Raw genomic sequence first — 16,437 nt, 5'->3', positions numbered from 1 at the left:
CCGTTAGCCCTCCGGCCGTGTCAGCCTCGGGCCCCGCCACCGGCTGGGGGAGGTCCCGGTGCCGTCATCCATTCCCGGGTCATCGGCCAGCCGCGGACGCGGCCTCGCGAGAATACGAACTGGAACAGGTGCAACGTGCCGTGCCGGAAGGCCATCTGGGCGCCGTGCAGGTATAGGCGCCACAGGCGCACGAACGCTCCACCCATGGTGTCCGCGATCCGGGCCGCGTGCGCTTCGAACCGCCCGATCCAGTGGCCGAGGGTACGGTCGTAGTGGGGCCGAAGGTCCTCCAGGTCCAAGAACTCCAGGCCGGCCCGTGCGGCCGCCTCCACGGTCTCGCCCAGGGCGGGAACGTAGCCCCCGGGGAAGACGTGCTTCTCGATCCACGGGTCTACGGGCTCGGGCCGCACCCGGCCGATGGTGTGCAGCAGCAGGATCCCGCCGGGCTTGAGCAGTCCGGCGATCCGGTCGAAGAACACCGGGAGGTTGGCGCGGCCTACGTGCTCGAACATCCCCACCGAGGCGATGCGGTCGTAGGTTCCGTCCTCTGCCGGCGGCACCTCCCGATAGTCCTGGAGGCGGACCTCGGTCCGGCCGCCGAGACCGGCGGCGGCCAGCCGGTCGCGAGCGAAAGCGTGCTGCTCGCGCGAAAGGGTGAGACCCACCGCCTCGAGGCGGTGGTGTTCGGCCGCGATGCGCAGGAGGGCGCCCCACCCACACCCCACGTCCAAAAGCCTTTGGCCGGGTCGGGGCCGCAGCTTGTTGAGGACGTACATGTTCTTTTGCTTTTACGCCGTCTCGAGGCTGTCGCCCTCGTCTCGGAAGTAGGCGCAGGAGTAGTTCATGTCGTCGTCGAGCCAGAGCCGGTAGAAGTCGTTCCCCCGGTCGTAGTGGCTCTCGATGTCGCGGCGCGACTGGCGCACGCTGCGGCCCCGGCGGGCGCGCATCCAGCCGGTCCGGGCCTTCTGACGCAGGGAAAGTCTGCTGGCCAGATCCTGGCGGAAGGCCAGGGCCAAGACGGCTCCGAGGTCTCCAGAGACCTCGATGTCGCCTCCGACGTACGCCTCTCCAAAACCCAAAGACGGCTCGGCGAGCAGGGCATCCAGAGCCGAAGCCCTCTTTACGCGCACGGTGAAGGCCGGCGCGGCGCCCGGCTCGCCTACCGCCAGACGCGTTCCATCCCACAGCTCCACCGCGCCCGGCACCGGCGCATCGGACGGCAGTAACCCGGCAAGCAGGTCGCGTGCGGCACGGGGGTTCATCGGCCCTCCTTTCCTGGATCCGGATCCGGCCGTGGGTCGGCAGACCACGGGAGAACGAAGACCCTCGGGTGGTTTTCAAGCACGTCTCTCACGTACCGGGCCTCGGCCCGGCGGCGGGCCCGCAGCAACGGGTCCGTGACGGGCAGGGGCGTCAGGCTCTGGTTGAGCACCCAGGCGTAAGGCTCGATGCCGGCACGGCGTAGATCCGCCTCGAGGCTCGCGGCCTCGTGCACCGGGGTGGCCTCGGGAAGCGTCACGAGCAGAACCCGGGTCAGCTCGGGATCCCGGAGTCGGGGAAGGAGCCGCCTCACCGTCTCGGGGAGGTCGCCCCGTGACCGCAGGACCTCGCGGTGGTAGGCCTGGGCAGCGTCGAGCAGAAGGAGGGTGTGCCCCGTGGGCGCCGTGTCGACCACCACAAACCCCTGCTCGGATCGTGCAGCCTCCCGGGCAAAGGCCCGGAACACGGCGATCTCCTCGGTGCAGGGTGACCGGAGGTCCTCGGCCAGCAGGGCGCGGCCCTCCTCGTCGAGCTCTCCGCCCACGGTTTCCATCACCTCGGCGGCATAGGCTCGGGTCTCGGCCTTGGGGTCGATGCGGGTCGCCGTGACCCCGGCCGGAAGGTCCAGCGGGCGCCGGCCCGCCGGGTCGGTGGTGGTGAAGTGCACCGGCCGGCCCGTTTCGGCCAGGCGGCGGACCAGCTCGAGGGCCACCGTGGTCTTGCCCACTCCGCCCTTGCCCATGGTCAGCACGAGGCCCCGACCCGGAGCGGCGATCCCTTCCACGAGGGCATCGAGGGATTGATGGTTCGCGTCCCAGGCCCCGGCATCCCCTTCTGCCGGAGGCCGCTGGCCGTTCCACAGGGATCGGAGGGCCCCGGCGCCCACGAGCTCGTAGGGCCGAAGGCTGACCTCCCAGCGTTGCAGGCCTCGGAGTGCGGGGGGCAAGGCCTCCAGGGCCTCGTGGACCCGAGCCTCCCAGGCCCGGGCCACGGGGTCGTCGGGATCCTGGGCCCGGAACACCCCGTTCACCACCAGGCACTGGTTCCCAAGGCCGAGGGCCGCCAGCTCCGCGCTCGCCCGGCCCGCCTCGGCCAAGGAGGCCCGGTCGGGCCGGGCCACCAGAACCACCTCCGTCTGATCCGGGTCCGCAAGCCGCTCGAGGGCCGCCCGGAACCGGGCCTCCTGCTCCCGCAGGCCCGAAAGGGGGCCGAGGCACGAGGTGCCCGTGACGTTGGTGGCGATGAACTGGGTCCAGGCGGCTGGGAGCTCCAGGAGGCGCAGGGTATGACCCGTGGGGGCCGTGTCGAACACCACGTGGTCGAACCCGTCCGTGGCCTCGGGGTCCCCCAGGAGCCGGGCGAACTCCCCAAAGGCCGCAATCTCCACCGTGCACGCCCCCGAGAGCTGCTCCTCGATGCTGCGAACCGCTTCCTCCGGCAACACCCCCCGCACCGGGCCCAGCACCCGTTCCCGGTACGCCCGGGCCGCCTCCTCCGGGTCCACGTTGACCCCGTACAGCCCGTCTACCCCGTTCACCGGCCGGGGCGCGAGCCCCAGGGGGGTGCCGAGGACCTCGTCCAGGTTGGACGCCGGATCGGTGCAGACCAACAGCACCCGACGGCCCGCATCGGCCAGGGCCACCGCCGTTGCCGACGCGAGGGTGGTCTTCCCCACCCCGCCCTTGCCCGTGAAAAACACGTGCCGGGGCACGCGATCCAGAAACCCCTCCACGGCCGGCCTACCCACAGCAGCCGGTGGTGGGGTCGCAGCCTCCGGTGCCGGCCATCTCGAGCACCGGGCCCGCCTCGGCCGGGTCGAGGCCCAGGGCCTCGGCCAGCGCCCGGCGGTCGGGATAGCGCCCGCGGCTCACCTCGCGCTCGGCCAGGAGCACGAGGGGCAGGCCCTCGGTTCCCTCGGTCCGGAGCACCTCGGCCACCCGCGGGTCGGCCGCGAACGCTTGGGGTTCCTGGGCCAGGTTCTTCCGCACCACCTGCACCCCCTGCTGCTCGAGCCACCGGAGGTTAGCCGCGAACCGGGCCAGCACCGGATCGGCCGACGGGCCGCACACGCCGGTGGGGCAGCACAGCGGCGGATCGTAGACGTAGAGCGTTTTGGCCATGAAAGCCTCTCCCTCGTCCGTCGAACGGGTCGCTTTTGACGGCCTCACCCTTCGGGGACTGCATCTTCTCCGTTCATGCCCTCTGGGCCAGCCCCTCGGGGGTGAAATGCTTCTCTTTCAGGCGCAGGGCCACGTTCACCAGGCTGATCAGCACCGGCACCTCGACCAGGGGGCCGATCACCGCGGCGAACGCTTCACCCGAGTCGATGCCGAACACGGCCACGGCCACGGCGATGGCGAGCTCGAAGTTGTTCGAGGCGGCCGTGAACGAGAGGGTCGCGGTCTGGCCGTAGGGCGCGCCCACCTTGCGGCTCATCCAGAACGACACGAAGAACATCACGAAGAAGTAGATGGTGAGCGGCACCGCGATGCGCACCACGTCGAAGGGGAGCTGCACGATGTACTCGCCCTTCAGGCTGAACATGACGAGGATGGTGAACAGGAGCGCGATCAGTGTGATCGGGCTGACCTTGGGGATGAACCGGGTCTCGTACCACTCGCGGCCCTTGAGCCTCACGCCCGCAAACCGGGAGATCATGCCGGCGAGGAACGGGATGCCCAGGTAGATGAACACGCTCTCGGCGATCTGCCCCATGGAGATGTTCACCTCGATCGCCTCCCCCAAGCCCAGCCTCGGCGGCAGCCAGGTGATGAAGAAGTACGCGTACACCGAGTAGAAGAGCACCTGGAAGACCGAGTTGAACGCCACGAGCCCGGCGCAGTACTCCCGGTCGCCGTCGGCCAGGTCGTTCCATACGATCACCATGGCGATGCACCGGGCGAGCCCGATCAGGATGAGCCCCACCATGTACTCGTGGTAGCCCTGCAGCAGGGTGACGGCCAGCACGAACATGAGCACCGGCCCCACGACCCAGTTTTGCACGAGCGACAGCGCCAGGACCTTGGTGTTCTTGAACACCTGGGGCAGCTCCTCGTAGCGCACCTTGGCGAGCGGCGGGTACATCATGAGGATGAGCCCGATGGCGATGGGGATGTTGGTGGTGCCCACCTGAAACGCGTTGATCACGTTGCGGATGCCGGGAAAGAAATAGCCCCAGCCCACGCCCACCGCCATGGCGAGGAAGATCCACAGCGTGAGATACCGGTCGATGAACGAGAGCTTCTTGGCAACGCCCTGCGACATGTCTACTCCTCCTCCCAACAAAAACGGTCTCCAGTCTGCGGTCTACGATCCGCGGTCTTGGGCCTTCGGCCCGCTGGGCGGCTTGGCGGCCAAACCCCTCGTGATCCCGGACCCGGGGGCTAGCCTTCTCGCCGGCCCTCCCCACCGGGGCACGCGGGGGGCTCGTTCAGAAACGCCTCGACCCGGGCGCGGATCTCGTCACGCACCCGGCGGAACACGGCCAGGATCTGCTCCTGGGTTCCCGTGGCCCCTGCTGGATCGTCGAAGGGCCAGTGCTGCCGGTCCTTCACCCGGCCGACGAACACCGGGCACGACTCCTTGGCCCCGCCGCACACCGTGACCACGAGGTCGAAGTCCTGGCCCAAGTACTTCTCCACCGGGTCGCTCGTGTGGCCCGAGATGTCCACCCCGGCCTCGGCCATCACCCGCACCGCCAGGGGGTTCAGGCCCTGGGGCCGGGTGCCGGCCGAGAACACCTCGTACCGGTCGCCGGCCAGGTGCCGCAGCCACCCCTCGGCCATCTGGCTCCGGCACGAGTTCCCGGTGCACAGGAACAACACCCGCTTCTTAGAACCTTTGGTCATCGGTCGTCGGTCTCCAATCCAGAAAACAGAAATCAGCGGACAGGAATCAGTCAAAAGCCCTCATCGCGCGAAACCCTCTCCCCGGCGCCTCTGTTCAGGTGCCGACTTCTGACTTCCGAATTCTGGATTCCGAATCACGCCGCACACAGGTTCTCCCGGCTCACCCCGGCGGCCTGCTCCCGCACCTCGCGGGCCACGGGGTGGGTCTCCCCTGCCATCCGGACCTGGGCCAGAAGCCCCTGCACGAACGGCGGGGGGGCGGGGTTGAGGCGGTAGTCCTTCCAGGGGCCGTTTCGCTCCGCCACCACGAAGCCGGCGTCCTCCAGAACCTGCATGTGCCGGCTCACCGTGGACTGGGCGAGACCCAGCACCGCCTGGATCTCGCAGACGCACCGGCGGCGGCCCTCGAGCATCCACAGGATCTTCAGCCTGGACTCGTCGGCCAGGGCCTTGGCAGGGGCGAGAATCTCTCGCATCGTATCGACCTCCATCGATTTGTATGGGCGAAAGCTACCAGGTCCACACCCTGCACGCAAGCCTTTGGTGGGCCAAAAAGAGAAAGCAAATTTTCCGGTTGACGTGCGGAAATGCCATGGTTACCATTTGTCTACATGCGCATCCAACGATATGCAGCCTCCCCGGGAGGAATCATGGCGCTCCGCTTCCGCGTCCCACGGATTTTTCCTCTGGTCCTCTGGGCCGCATCCGCAGCGTTCCTGGCCCCGGCCGTCCAAGCGCAGCAGAGGGGACCCACGGTCGTGCTTGTGACCAAGAGTGACGCGTGCCCCTGCCAGCTGAGCCTATGCGTGGCCGCCGAGCAGGAGGTCCGGAACTTCGTGGCCGCCACCGGGGGACGGGTGGGCCTGGTGATCGTGGACCTCGCCAGGACCCCCGAGGCCGGGAAGACCTACAAGGCCTTTGCCGTGCCCGTGGTGATCCTCCAGGACGAAAAGGGCGAGGCGCTCGGCCGGTTCTACGGCTACGTGGAGGAAAGCCATCTCCTGCGGGAGTGGAACGAGTATCGTCAGAAAAAGGAGTCCCAGTGAAGCCTTTTGTCCTCGCCCTCGCGGGGTTGGCCGTGGCCGCCGTGGTGCTTTGGTCCCTCCCGGAACTGGCCGCCCGCCAGGTGGCGGAGACCGGGCTGAGCGATGCGGCTTGGATTCCGGAACCCCGGGAGGCTCTTGGTCCGGGTGAAAGGGTGGTGTTTTTGGAGCTCGGCAGCGAGGGCTGCGAGTCCTGCGAGGCGATGAAGCCCGTGGTGCAGGCCGTAAAGGACCGCTATGACGACCAGGTAACGGTGATCTTCTATGACGTGCGCAAGAACCCTGGCGTAGCCGGGAGGTACCGGGTCACGTTGATCCCCACCCAGGTGTTCCTGGCACCGGACGGCACCGAGTTCTACCGCCACCAGGGGTACCTGCCCCTACCCGTGGTGGAGGCCGTGCTCCATCGGATGGGAGTGAGACCGCGATGATCTGGCTCGGGCTCGTCTTTTTTGGCGTGGCTGCGGCGTTCTCGGCCCTGGGCCAGGGCGGCGGCGCGTTCTACGTACCCCTGCTCCTTGCGTGGGGCGTGCCGTTCCACCATGCGGCCACCGCCAGCCAAGCCGTGATCGTGGCCGTGTCGGCCTCGGCCATGCTCGTGTTCCACCGGGCGGGGTTTCTCGACTGGAAGCTCGTGCTCATGATCGAGCCCGCCACCAACCTGGGGGCCGTGCTCGGCGGCTACTTCTCCCAGTACGTCCCCGGTCACGTGGGCAAGGTGATCTTCGCCGCGGTCCTTGCAGTGGGGGCCTTTTTCATGATCCGGCCCGTGGCCGAGCGCCGGGAGCCGCCAAAGCGGGGCTTCGCCTACTGGACCCGCACGATGGGGGGCGAGACCTACAGCGTCAACTGGGTCGCCACGATCCCCCTCATGACCCTCGCCGGGGGACTCGCCGGCATGCTCGGGGTGGGCGGGGGCCTCCTCAAGGTGCCGCTCATGGTGCTGGCCTGCCGGATCCCCATGAAGGTGGCCGTGGGCACGAGCTCCCTGATGGTGGGGCTCACCGCGCTGACCGGGCTCCTGGGCCACGCCGCAGCGGGCCACTTCGATCTGCGCCTCGCCCTGCCGCTCGCGATCGGCGGCTTTCTGGGCGCCCAGGTGGGGTCGCGCGTGTCGGTCCGGGTGGACAAGCGCCACCTGAAACGGGCCTTCGGGGTCCTCCTCGTGGTGATCGCGGCGTGGATGACCGCCTCGGTGCTGCGGGGAGTTTGACGGAGGAACCGTGAGATGACCGGCATGGGGCTCCTCGCCAACGCCCAGACCTACATCCAGACGAACCCCTGGCTCGCGTTCGTGGCGGTGTTCGTGGGCGGGGCGCTGACCGCGTCGAGCCCCTGCGTGCTGGCGATGATCCCCCTGGTGATCGGGTTCGTGGGCGGGTACGACGGGATCTCAGGCTGGAAGCGCAGCTTCGGGTTCTCGCTCGTGTTCGTGTTCGGGCTGGCGGTGAGCTTCACGGCCATGGGGGTGATCGCGGTGAGCCTGGGGCGGCTCTTCGGCGATGTGGGCGAGTTCTGGCCGTGGGTCATCGCGGCGGTGTGTCTGGCCATGGCCGCCCACCTCTGGGACCTTTGGACCTTTTCGGTGCCCGAGGGGCTCGCCCGCTACCGGCCCAGGCACGCCGGGGTGATCGGGGCGTTCACCCTCGGGCTTTTGTTCGGGCTCGTGTCGGCGCCCTGCGCCGCACCGATCCTGGTGGTGGTGCTCACCTACATCGCGTCGCAGGGAAACCTGCCGTACGGCCTGGCCCTCCTTTGGACCTACGCCGTGGGCCACTGCCTGCTGATCGTTGCGGCCGGCACCAGCATGGGCGTGGCGAAGCAGCTCATCCGGTCCCGCGGCCTCGGCCGGGCCAACCGCGTGCTCAAGCGGGTGGCGGGAGCGCTGATCGCCGGTGTGGGCGTGGCAATTTTGGTGAGTTCCTGACCCGTTCCAACACGTTACAACCGGAGGTGATGCCATGAAGGTCGAGGTTCTGGGAACCGGATGTGCCAAGTGCGACAAGCTCTACGAGGCGGCCCAGGAGGCCGTGAGACGGTCGGGCAAGGACGCAGCGGTGGTCAAGGTAGAGGACCTGGCCGAGATCATGAAGCGAGGCGTCATGCTCACCCCGGCCCTTGCGATCGACGGCGAGGTGAAGGCCGCGGGCAAGGTGCTCAAGCCGGACGAGATCGCCAGGATGCTGGGGTGATTCCGCGGCCGGTACCCCATTCTCACCCACTAAAGGAGGTGCACCATGCAGTTCGAGCAGCTTTTCGACATGGCGGTGAAGTTCCACGGACATCGGTGCCCGGCCATGCCCATGGGCCTGCGGGCGGGGCTTGCGGCCATGAAGGTCCTCGGCGCCGAACGGGCGCAGGACAAGGAGCTCTACGTGATCTCCGAGACCGGCAAGGGCCACGCGGCCGGGTGCTTTCTGGACGGGATCATGGCGGCCACGGGCTGCACCTACGGCAAGTCGAACATCGAGAAGAGGTACTGGAACAAGATGGCCTTCACCCTGGTGGATACCCGAAAGGGCAAGGCGGTACGGGTGAGCCTGAAGCCCGAGTTCTTCGAACAGGCCCTGCAATCCCCCTTCGTCCAGCAGCGCCGAAAGGGCGTGCCGCCCCAGGACGTGCCGGCGGAGGTGCTGGAGCCTCTGCTCCAACGGGTCCTCTCGCTGCCCGAGGAACAGTTTCTGGATATTTCCGATCCCTTCGACTTCCCGTGGGAGGGCGGGCAGGCCTGCTTCGACGTGGTCCGGTGCGATGGGTGCGGCGAGGCCGTGTTCACGAACGCGGTGACCGAGAAGGACGGCAAGACCCTGTGCGGGGGCTGCGCCCCGCCGTTGCAAGGGTAGGGCCCACGCGAATCCAGGGGTCGGGGCGGGCCGAGGCATCGCCCGCCCCCCGGCCTGCACGAAGAAGAACCGAGCTTGGAGGATTATTCCATGCCGTTTGCCCGCTCGTCGTGCCCGCTACCCCAGGGTCCCCCGACCGCCGAGACCACGCCCAACCGCCCTTTGACCCTCTGGGCCGGCGTCGGGGCCGGCCTGCTGGTGTGGTTCGGCCTGTACGGGAACCTGGAGCTCGCCACCCGGTGGCTCACCCGGGACCTTCTCGGCGTGGACCCCGCCACCCGCCTGGGCTCGGCGGTCGTCTTCTTCGCCTTCGAGGTGCCCAAGGTTCTGATGCTGCTGACCCTGGTGGTGTTCGGAATCGGGATCGTGCGCACGTTCTTCACGCCCGAGCGCACCCGCGCGATCCTGGCCGGGAAGCGGGAGTCGGTCGGCAACGTGCTCGCGGCGCTGCTGGGCATCGTGACCCCCTTCTGCTCATGCTCGGCCGTGCCCCTGTTCATCGGGTTCGTGACCGCCGGAGTCCCCTTGGGGGTCACCTTGTCGTTCCTGATCTCCGCGCCCATGGTGAACGAGATCGCTCTGGTGCTCCTGTTCGGGCTGTTCGGGTGGAGGATCGCGGCCCTGTACCTGGTGACCGGGCTCGCCGTGGCGGTGGTGGCCGGGTGGGTGATCGGCCGGATGCACATGGAACGGCACGTGGAGGACTGGGTGCAGGAGCTCGACGGCTCCGGGTCGCAGGTTCCTGAAGCCGGGCTCGTCTGGGCCGACCGGGTGCGCGCCGGGCTCGTTGCCGTGCGCGAGATCGTGGGCAAGGTGTGGATCTACGTGGTGCTGGGCATTGCGGTGGGCGCTGGCATCCACGGGTACGTGCCCGAGAACTTCATGGCCTCGATCATGGGCAAGGGAGCGTGGTGGTCGGTGCCCCTGGCCGTGGTGATCGGGGTGCCCATGTACTCCAACGCGGCCGGCATCATCCCGGTGGTCCAGGCCCTCCTGGGCAAGGGCGCGGCCCTGGGCACGGTGCTCGCGTTCATGATGAGCGTGATCGCCCTGTCCCTGCCCGAGATGGTGATCCTGCGCAAGGTTCTCAAACCCCGGCTCATCGGCACGTTCATCTCGGTGGTGGCCGTGGGGATCCTGATCGTGGGGTACCTGTTCAACGCCCTGCTGTAGGCGGAGCCGGCCGGTGCCCGTGGCCCCGTCTGAGCCTCCCCCAGGGGGATGTCGTCTGCCGGCCCAGGGCGGGTTGACAAGGAGGCGGCATGTCGTTAGCATGCTAATTATACCCCTGTGCGGAGAAGCCTTCGATGCCCTTGTTCAACCCCCGGGAGAGCCTCGGATTTCAGTGCTCCCTCACCTTGCGGGCCTTTACCGCCGCCCTGGACCGTCGGCTCGGCGGCTCCGGGATCAGCCGGGCCCAGTTCATGGCCCTGGCCCATCTGGTGGGGGTCGGCCCCATGCCCCAGGCGGAGCTGGCCGCCCACCTGGGCATCACCCCGGCCTCGGCCGTGCGGCTCATCGACCGCATGGAGAGGGACGGCTGGGTGGAGCGCCGCCCCGCCCCGGAGGACCGCCGGGTGAACCTGGTGGCGCCGACACCCAAGGCCCTTGCCGTTTGGGACGACCTGTCGGCCCACGCCCGGGCCCTGCTCGAAAGGGCCTACCGGGGCATCCCGGAGGAGGAGATCCGGCGGACGATCCAGACCCTGGAGCGGGTGCGGGAGAACCTGGCCGGGAACGAGGAATGAGTTTTTGTCCTATTAGTTAGCTAGGCAATTAATGTGTTGCTAATCAAGGAGTCTGTCATGCGTCGAACGCTTTTCCTCCTTCTCACGCTCGTTCCCCTCGCGGCGGGCGGAGCTCTCGCCGTGAAGAGCAAAAGGGCCCGGGTGGCGGCTGCCCCGGCCCCGACCCTGCGCCCCACTCCCGTTCGGGTGGCCCGGGCCGCCATCGGCACCCTCGAGGACCGACGTGCGTTTCTCGGCCGGGTGCTCCCCTGGCAGGCCGCCGAGCTGTCGGCCCAGATCGGCGCGAGGGTTCTGGAGGTGAAGGTCCGCGAAGGGGACCGGGTCCGGAAGGGGCAGGTTCTCGTGGTCCTGGACGACGACGAACTCCGCAACGCGGTGGCCGAGGTGGAGGCCCAGATCCGGCAGGCCGAGGCCCAGGCCGAGGCCCAGGCCGCCACCGCGGCCTCGCTCGAGAGGACCGCCGCCTACTGGCAGCGGGAGGTGGAGCGGGACACGGCCCTGGCTCGGGAAGGGGCGATCGCGCAGGCCGCGGCCGACGCCACGGCCGACCGGCTGAACGAGGCCTTGGGACGGCTCGAAGCCGCGCGAAAGGCCCTGGCCGCGGCCCAGGGGCAGGTCGAGGCGCTGCGCCGGCGCCTCGGGGAGGTGAGCGCCCGGCTCGCCTACACCCGGATCCGAAGCCCGTTCCCGGGCGTGGTCGCCCGGAGGCTGTGCGACCCCGGCGACCTGGGGGTTCCCGGCCGCCCCCTGGTGAGGGTCGAGGACACGTCCCGGTGGCGGGTGGCGTTCGACGTGCCCCAGGGAGACCTGGGCCGGGTCGGCCGGGGCTCAACCGTGCGGATCGGGGATCTCGACCTGACGCTCCGGGTCGACCGCGTCTACCCGTCCCTCAACCCCGACCGCACGTGCACGATGGAGGCTTACGCGCCCGGCGAGGCCCCCCTGGCCTCGGGCACGTTCCATCCCCTGGAGGTCGTGCTCCAGCGGTTCGAGAACGCCGTGCTCGTGCCCGAGGCCTCCCTCGTGCGCACGCCCGACGGGAAAACCGCGGTGTTCACCGTGGCCGGGGGGAGGACCCGACCGGTCCCCGTGACGCCCCGGATCGTCCGCGAGGGGCTCGCAGCGGTCGAAGGCGTCGAGCCGGGCACCGAGGTCGTGGTGAGCACCTACCTCGGGTGGAACCGCCTGGCCGCCGGGGAGCTCGTGGAGGCGGTGCGATGAACCTGACTCGGTTTGCCCTTCGCACCCCCTACACCGTGCTCGCCCTGTCGCTGGTGGTCGTGGCCCTGGGGGCCTTCGCCTTCTGGCGCACGCCCACGGATCTGTTTCCGGACACCGTGCCCCCGCAGGTGGTGGTGGTCACGGTGGAGCCCGGAGCCTCGGCCGACGACGTGGCCGACAAGATCACCCAGGTTCTCGAAAAGGAGCTGAACACCCTGTCCGGCCTGAAACGCATCGTGTCCACGTCCCGGGACGAGGTCTCCTCGATCAACGCCGAGTTCGTCTACGAGAAGCCGGTGGGCGAGGCCGTGGTGGACGTGCAAAACGCCGTGGCCCGGGTGCGCGGGGACCTGCCGGCTGATGTGCGTGAGCCCCGGATCTACCGGATCACCGACGCCAACCGCCCCATCCTCACCCTGGCGGTGCGCCCGAAGCCCGGCAGCCTCAAGACCCTGGCCGACGTTCGGCTCCTGGCGGAAAACGACCTCAAGGACTTCTTCCTCGGGGTTCCGGGCGTGGCCGATGTGGACGTGTTCGGCGGGCACCAGCCCGAGGTGGTGGTCCGGGTGGACCGGGACGCCCTCTCGGCCCGGGGGCTCTCCCTGGGCCAGGTGCTGGCCCGGTTGGCGCAACAGAACGTCTCGAGCCCCGCCGGCGTGGTGTACGGGGCCAAGGGAGAGTACCTGGTCCGGGTGTCCGGGGAGTTCCCCAACGCCCGGGCCCTGGAGGAGCTCCCCCTGGCCTCCACCCCGGACGGCCGTCAGGTGCGCCTGGCCGACGTGGCCCGGGTGTCCCTCGACGAAGCCGACCCCCGCAGCTTCTACCACGGGAACGGAAAACCCGCCATCGCCCTCAACCTGCTCCGGGCGGACGGGGGGAACACCGTGGAGGCGATCCGCAACGCGAAAACGGCCCTTCCCGAGATCGCGCGGAGGTTCCCGGATCTCGCCTTCTCCGTCACGGACGACCAGCAGCCCATCATCGACATCAATGTCCACGGCATGCGCACCTCCCTGTGGCAGGCCGTGGCCCTCACCGTGCTGGTGATCTTTCTGTTCCTCGCGGATCTCCGGGCCGCCGCCGTGGTGAGCGTCTCGATCCCCCTGTCGTTCCTGACCTCCCTGGTGGTCCTGTGGTTCAGCCCCCACACGCTGAACATGGTGACCCTCTCGGGTCTCATCATCGCGGTGGGCATGGTGGTGGACGCCTCCATCGTGGTCCTCGAGAACGTGTACCGGCACTACGGGGCCATGGAGGTTCCGGACGCCCGGCGGGCCGCGATCGAGGGCACCGGGGAGGTGGCCCTGGCCATCACGGCCGGCATGCTCACCACCGTGGTGGTGCTGGTGCCCGTGTTGTTCACCAAGGGGTTCACGGGCCGCATCATGGCCCCCTTGAACCTCATGATCATCTCCACCCTGGTGGCCTCGCTCCTGATCTCGCTCACCGTGGTGCCCATTGTCGCCTCCCGGCTCCTGGCCCGGCCCCACGGGAGCAAGAACCGGATCGAGCGCCTCGTCTCGCCCGTCGGATGGGCCGTGGACCGTCTGACCGATCTGTACGTGGGGCTCGTGCGCCTGGGGCTGCGCCACCGCTGGCTCTTTCTGGGGCTCATGATGGCGTTCCTCGCGGTCACCCGGACCCAGGTCAAGCCCCTCCTGGGGGCCGAGGAGATGCCCCCCATGGACACCGGCATCGCCATCGTGGAGTTCGACACCGAGGCCTCCGCCCGCCCCGAGGAGGTCGAGCGGACCCTGGCGCGGGTGGAGCGGATGATCTACGAAACGCCCGGGGTGGAAGCCGTGTCCGCCGTGGTGGGGTCGGAGCCGGGGGCCGTGAGCTTCGGCGGCGGGGGGGCCACCACCCAGACGGCCCGGCTCACCGTCCACCTCGTGGACCGCACCCGGCGTTCCGACACGATCTGGCAGATCGAGAGCCGGTGGCGGGACGCCCTGCGGACGATCCCGGGGGTGCGCACCTTCCGGGTTTCGGAGTACGGCGCCACGCCCGTGTCCACGACCAAGGCCCCCTTCGACCTGATTCTCTCCGGCCCGGACCCCCGGGTGCTCGACCGCCTGGCCGACCGGGTGATCGCCCGGCTGCGGGGAACCCCCGGCCTGGTCGATCTGCGCCGAAGCTGGTACCTGGACAAGCCCGAGACCCGGGTGCATGTGGACCCGGCCCTGGCGCGCCTGTACGGCACCTCCCCCGAGGACGTGGCCCGCAACCTCCGGGCCGCCGTGCAAGGGATCCCGGCCACCCGGCTGCGGCTGTCGGACTACCTGGACATTCCCATCCGGGTCCGGTACCGGGCCGACCAGGTGGCCGACCCGGCCCATCTGGCCGAGGCCATGATCCCCACGGCCAAGGGCCTGGTGCCCCTGCGCACGCTGGCCACCACCGGGTCGTCCCGGATCCAGCCGTTCATCACCCGGGAGAACCTCGTGCCCACCATCGACATCACGGCGGGCAACACCGGCCTCACCATCGGCCAGGTGACCGCGGCGGCCCGGCGCCGCCTCGCGGATCTGAAGCTTCCCGCCGGCTACACGCTCACGGTGGCCGGCACCGTGCGGGACATGGGGGAGAGCCAGGCCGAGATGGGGCGGGCCCTCGTGGTCGGGATCGTGCTCCTCTACATCCTGCTCCTGGCCATGTTCCGGTCGTTCGGCCACCCGGTGACGATCATGACCGCGATCCCCCTGGCCGTGGCCGGGGCCATGTGGGGTCTCCTGCTGTTCGACAAGCCCTTCTGCAAGCCCGCATTCATGGGGATCATCCTGCTCGGGGGCACCATCGTGAACAACGCGATCCTGCTCCTGGACTTCGTGCTCGAGGCCCGCAGGAAGGGGGTCCCCAAGGACGAGGCGATCGTGGAGTCGGTGCGGCTGCGGCTGCGGCCGATCCTGATGACCGCGGGATCCACCGTCATCGGCTTCACCCCCCTCATCTTCGAGATGGCCGTGGGGCTGGAGCGCATGAGCCCCCTGGGCATCGCCGCGGGCGCGGGGCTCCTGGTGGGCACGGTGGTCACCACCGTGGCCGTGCCCGTGATCTACTCGGTGCTCGACTCCCTGGCCACGGGCGTGCGGCGGGTGTCCGCGCGTCGCCGAACGGCGGCCGCGGCCGCCGCGGTCGTGGCCTTGCTGGTCCTGCCGGCCGCGCCGCGTGCCGAAGAACCTTCCCCCGGCCCCCTGACCCTGGAGGCTGCCGTGGCCTTTGCCCTGGCCCACAACCCGAGCCTCCACGCGGCCCGGGCCCGGGTGGACCGGCGGGCGGCGGGCGTGGAGGAGACGGCCGCCCCCTTGCGTCCTCGGGTGGATCTCGTCGGGGGGCTCGCGTGGACCCAGGAGGAGCACGTCTTGCTCCCCGGAGCCACCGGAGATGTCCAGCGCTCGGACCGGTGGCGGGCAGATGCCGGCCTGTTCGCCCGGGCCCTGATCTGGGACTTCGGCGAGACCCGCTCCCGGGTGCGGGCGGCCCTGGCCCGGAAGGAGGCTGGCGCCGATCTGGAGTCACGGGTTCGGCAGGAGGTGATCTTCCGCGTGTCCCAGGCGTTCCTTGGGGTCCTCGCCACCGATGAGGTCCTGGAGGCCGCCCGGGCCACGGAGAAGAGCCTGACGGCCCTGGAGCAGACCACCCGGAGGCTCGTGGCCCACGGCAAGGCCCCCCGGATCGACGCGCTGAAGGTGCGGGTACGGCTCGCCCGGGTGCAAAGCCGCATCGCCGACCTGGAGGCCCAGCGCAAGGCCCTGATGGCCGCCCTGGGGGAGGCCATGGGGTGGCAGGGCGCGGAGATTCCCCCGCTGGCCCACGAAGATCCGCGGGAGGTGGGGGCGCCCCCACCCGTAGGGCCGAAACCGGACCGGCCCGACCTGCGTGCCGCCGAGGCCGAGGCCCGGGCTGCCGAGGCCGAAGCCGAGGCGGCCCGGAAACGGCTCTACCCCCGCGTGGAGGTCCAGGCCTCCTATGCCCTGTACGGGGCCCCGGATCCCACCCCCCTGACCCCCGGGGGCGCAGACGGTCCGTGGGAGGACGACGCGGTCGTGGGCCTTCGGATCACATTCCCCTGGCTCGACGGGGGGCTTCGCAGGAGCCGCATCCGGCAGAGCCGGGCCCGGGCCGTGGAGGCCCGCGCCGAGCGGGAGAAGTTGCTCCTCCAGGCACGGCGGGAGGAGACGCAGGCCCGGGCCCTTCTGGAAGGAGCCCGGGCCCGGATCGAGGCCGTCCGCACCGAGGTGAGGGAGGCCGAGGAGGCGCTGCGGGTCGAGAAGCTCAAGTACCGCGCGGGCAAAGGGGTGATCAACGACGTGCTGGACGCCGAGGCGGCCCTGCTCGAGGCCCGGGCCCTCCTTCGGCAGGCACGCAGAGAGGCGGAGATCGCCCGGCTCCAGGTGGCCCTGGCCGGGGGTAGCCTCGGTGCTCCGGAGCCCCCTCGGCCCTGAGCGGCCTCCCGTCGGGACCGCCTGCCCCC

Annotated in this window: 15 protein-coding genes and 1 pseudogene; 10 read left to right on the top strand and 6 right to left on the bottom strand. The window is 69.8% G+C overall.

Annotated features, from left to right (window positions below):
- Positions 1-20: 20 nt before the first annotated feature.
- The 6 genes and pseudogenes from DEFCA_RS20745 to DEFCA_RS0111580 form a co-directional block, all read right to left on the bottom strand.
- A pseudogene (locus DEFCA_RS20745) lies at positions 21-1,262 on the bottom strand (class I SAM-dependent methyltransferase).
- Entirely contained in the window at positions 1,259-2,992 is a 1,734-nt protein-coding gene (arsA, locus tag DEFCA_RS0111600; RefSeq protein WP_035803626.1) for an arsenical pump-driving ATPase, read from the bottom strand. Before arsA ends, DEFCA_RS20745 begins: the two are co-directional and overlap by 4 nt.
- 7 nt (positions 2,993-2,999) lie before the next feature.
- Complete coding sequence (gene arsD, locus DEFCA_RS0111595) at positions 3,000-3,380, bottom strand: arsenite efflux transporter metallochaperone ArsD (RefSeq protein ID WP_025323187.1); 381 nt, start codon at positions 3,378-3,380, stop codon at positions 3,000-3,002.
- Positions 3,381-3,453: 73 nt separating this feature from the next.
- Positions 3,454-4,524 (bottom strand): ACR3 family arsenite efflux transporter, encoded by a 1,071-nt coding sequence (gene arsB, locus DEFCA_RS0111590; RefSeq protein ID WP_025323186.1) that lies wholly within the window; start codon positions 4,522-4,524, stop codon positions 3,454-3,456.
- 119 nt (positions 4,525-4,643) lie between these two features.
- On the bottom strand, positions 4,644-5,108 hold the full coding sequence (locus tag DEFCA_RS0111585; protein ID WP_025323185.1) for an arsenate reductase ArsC: 465 nt from the start codon (positions 5,106-5,108) through the stop codon (positions 4,644-4,646).
- Between the two features lie 134 nt (positions 5,109-5,242).
- Positions 5,243-5,584, bottom strand: a complete 342-nt coding sequence (locus tag DEFCA_RS0111580; RefSeq protein ID WP_025323184.1) for an ArsR/SmtB family transcription factor — start codon at positions 5,582-5,584, stop codon at positions 5,243-5,245.
- Between the two features lie 282 nt (positions 5,585-5,866).
- Here DEFCA_RS0111580 and DEFCA_RS22290 point away from each other — a divergent pair, with 282 nt between their 5' ends.
- From DEFCA_RS22290 to DEFCA_RS0111530, 10 genes are all read left to right on the top strand, one after another.
- Positions 5,867-6,154, top strand: coding sequence for a hypothetical protein (locus DEFCA_RS22290; protein WP_169709559.1), 288 nt, complete (start codon positions 5,867-5,869; stop codon positions 6,152-6,154).
- Positions 6,151-6,582, top strand: a complete 432-nt coding sequence (locus DEFCA_RS22285) for a thioredoxin family protein (protein ID WP_025323182.1) — start codon at positions 6,151-6,153, stop codon at positions 6,580-6,582. The genes DEFCA_RS22290 and DEFCA_RS22285 overlap by 4 nt, the downstream gene beginning before the upstream one ends.
- Entirely contained in the window at positions 6,579-7,364 is a 786-nt protein-coding gene (locus tag DEFCA_RS0111565) for a sulfite exporter TauE/SafE family protein (RefSeq protein ID WP_025323181.1), read from the top strand. Before DEFCA_RS22285 ends, DEFCA_RS0111565 begins: the two co-directional genes overlap by 4 nt.
- Before the next feature lie 15 nt (positions 7,365-7,379).
- A complete protein-coding gene (locus tag DEFCA_RS0111560) occupies positions 7,380-8,078 on the top strand; it encodes a cytochrome c biogenesis CcdA family protein (protein WP_051463240.1) in 699 nt (232 codons plus the stop codon).
- A 34-nt stretch (positions 8,079-8,112) separates the two neighbouring features.
- Complete coding sequence (locus DEFCA_RS0111555; RefSeq protein WP_025323179.1) at positions 8,113-8,343, top strand: thioredoxin family protein; 231 nt, start codon at positions 8,113-8,115, stop codon at positions 8,341-8,343.
- A gap of 45 nt (positions 8,344-8,388) precedes the next feature.
- A complete protein-coding gene (locus tag DEFCA_RS0111550) occupies positions 8,389-8,994 on the top strand; it encodes an FmdE family protein (protein WP_025323178.1) in 606 nt (201 codons plus the stop codon).
- Between the two features lie 90 nt (positions 8,995-9,084).
- Complete coding sequence (locus tag DEFCA_RS0111545) at positions 9,085-10,167, top strand: permease (protein ID WP_025323177.1); 1,083 nt, start codon at positions 9,085-9,087, stop codon at positions 10,165-10,167.
- Positions 10,168-10,301: 134 nt separating this feature from the next.
- On the top strand, positions 10,302-10,742 hold the full coding sequence (locus tag DEFCA_RS0111540; protein ID WP_025323176.1) for a MarR family winged helix-turn-helix transcriptional regulator: 441 nt from the start codon (positions 10,302-10,304) through the stop codon (positions 10,740-10,742).
- A 120-nt stretch (positions 10,743-10,862) separates the two neighbouring features.
- Complete coding sequence (locus tag DEFCA_RS0111535; protein ID WP_169709558.1) at positions 10,863-11,963, top strand: efflux RND transporter periplasmic adaptor subunit; 1,101 nt, start codon at positions 10,863-10,865, stop codon at positions 11,961-11,963.
- Complete coding sequence (locus tag DEFCA_RS0111530; RefSeq protein WP_025323174.1) at positions 11,960-16,408, top strand: efflux RND transporter permease subunit; 4,449 nt, start codon at positions 11,960-11,962, stop codon at positions 16,406-16,408. The genes DEFCA_RS0111535 and DEFCA_RS0111530 overlap by 4 nt, the downstream gene beginning before the upstream one ends.
- Positions 16,409-16,437 lie beyond the last annotated feature (29 nt).

It is taken from the genome of Deferrisoma camini S3R1 (assembly GCF_000526155.1).
In the GTDB taxonomy this organism is placed as follows: Bacteria; Desulfobacterota; Deferrisomatia; order Deferrisomatales; family Deferrisomataceae; genus Deferrisoma; species Deferrisoma camini.
The sequence above is the reverse complement of the archived record's forward strand: the minus strand, read 5'-3'. Positions and strand labels throughout refer to the sequence as shown.

Excerpts from the sequence above, each read along its gene's own strand:
- arsD (WP_025323187.1), bottom strand. The coding sequence starts at position 3,380 with ATGGCCAAAACGCTCTACGTCTACGATCCGCCGCTGTGCTGCCCCACC.
- arsB (WP_025323186.1), bottom strand. The coding sequence starts at position 4,524 with ATGTCGCAGGGCGTTGCCAAGAAGCTCTCGTTCATCGACCGGTATCTC.
- DEFCA_RS0111585 (WP_025323185.1), bottom strand. The coding sequence starts at position 5,108 with ATGACCAAAGGTTCTAAGAAGCGGGTGTTGTTCCTGTGCACCGGGAAC.
- DEFCA_RS0111580 (WP_025323184.1), bottom strand. The coding sequence starts at position 5,584 with ATGCGAGAGATTCTCGCCCCTGCCAAGGCCCTGGCCGACGAGTCCAGG.
- DEFCA_RS0111565 (WP_025323181.1), top strand. The coding sequence starts at position 6,579 with ATGATCTGGCTCGGGCTCGTCTTTTTTGGCGTGGCTGCGGCGTTCTCG.
- DEFCA_RS0111560 (WP_051463240.1), top strand. The coding sequence starts at position 7,380 with ATGACCGGCATGGGGCTCCTCGCCAACGCCCAGACCTACATCCAGACG.
- DEFCA_RS0111555 (WP_025323179.1), top strand. The coding sequence starts at position 8,113 with ATGAAGGTCGAGGTTCTGGGAACCGGATGTGCCAAGTGCGACAAGCTC.
- DEFCA_RS0111550 (WP_025323178.1), top strand. The coding sequence starts at position 8,389 with ATGCAGTTCGAGCAGCTTTTCGACATGGCGGTGAAGTTCCACGGACAT.
- DEFCA_RS0111545 (WP_025323177.1), top strand. The coding sequence starts at position 9,085 with ATGCCGTTTGCCCGCTCGTCGTGCCCGCTACCCCAGGGTCCCCCGACC.
- DEFCA_RS0111540 (WP_025323176.1), top strand. The coding sequence starts at position 10,302 with ATGCCCTTGTTCAACCCCCGGGAGAGCCTCGGATTTCAGTGCTCCCTC.
- DEFCA_RS0111530 (WP_025323174.1), top strand. The coding sequence starts at position 11,960 with ATGAACCTGACTCGGTTTGCCCTTCGCACCCCCTACACCGTGCTCGCC.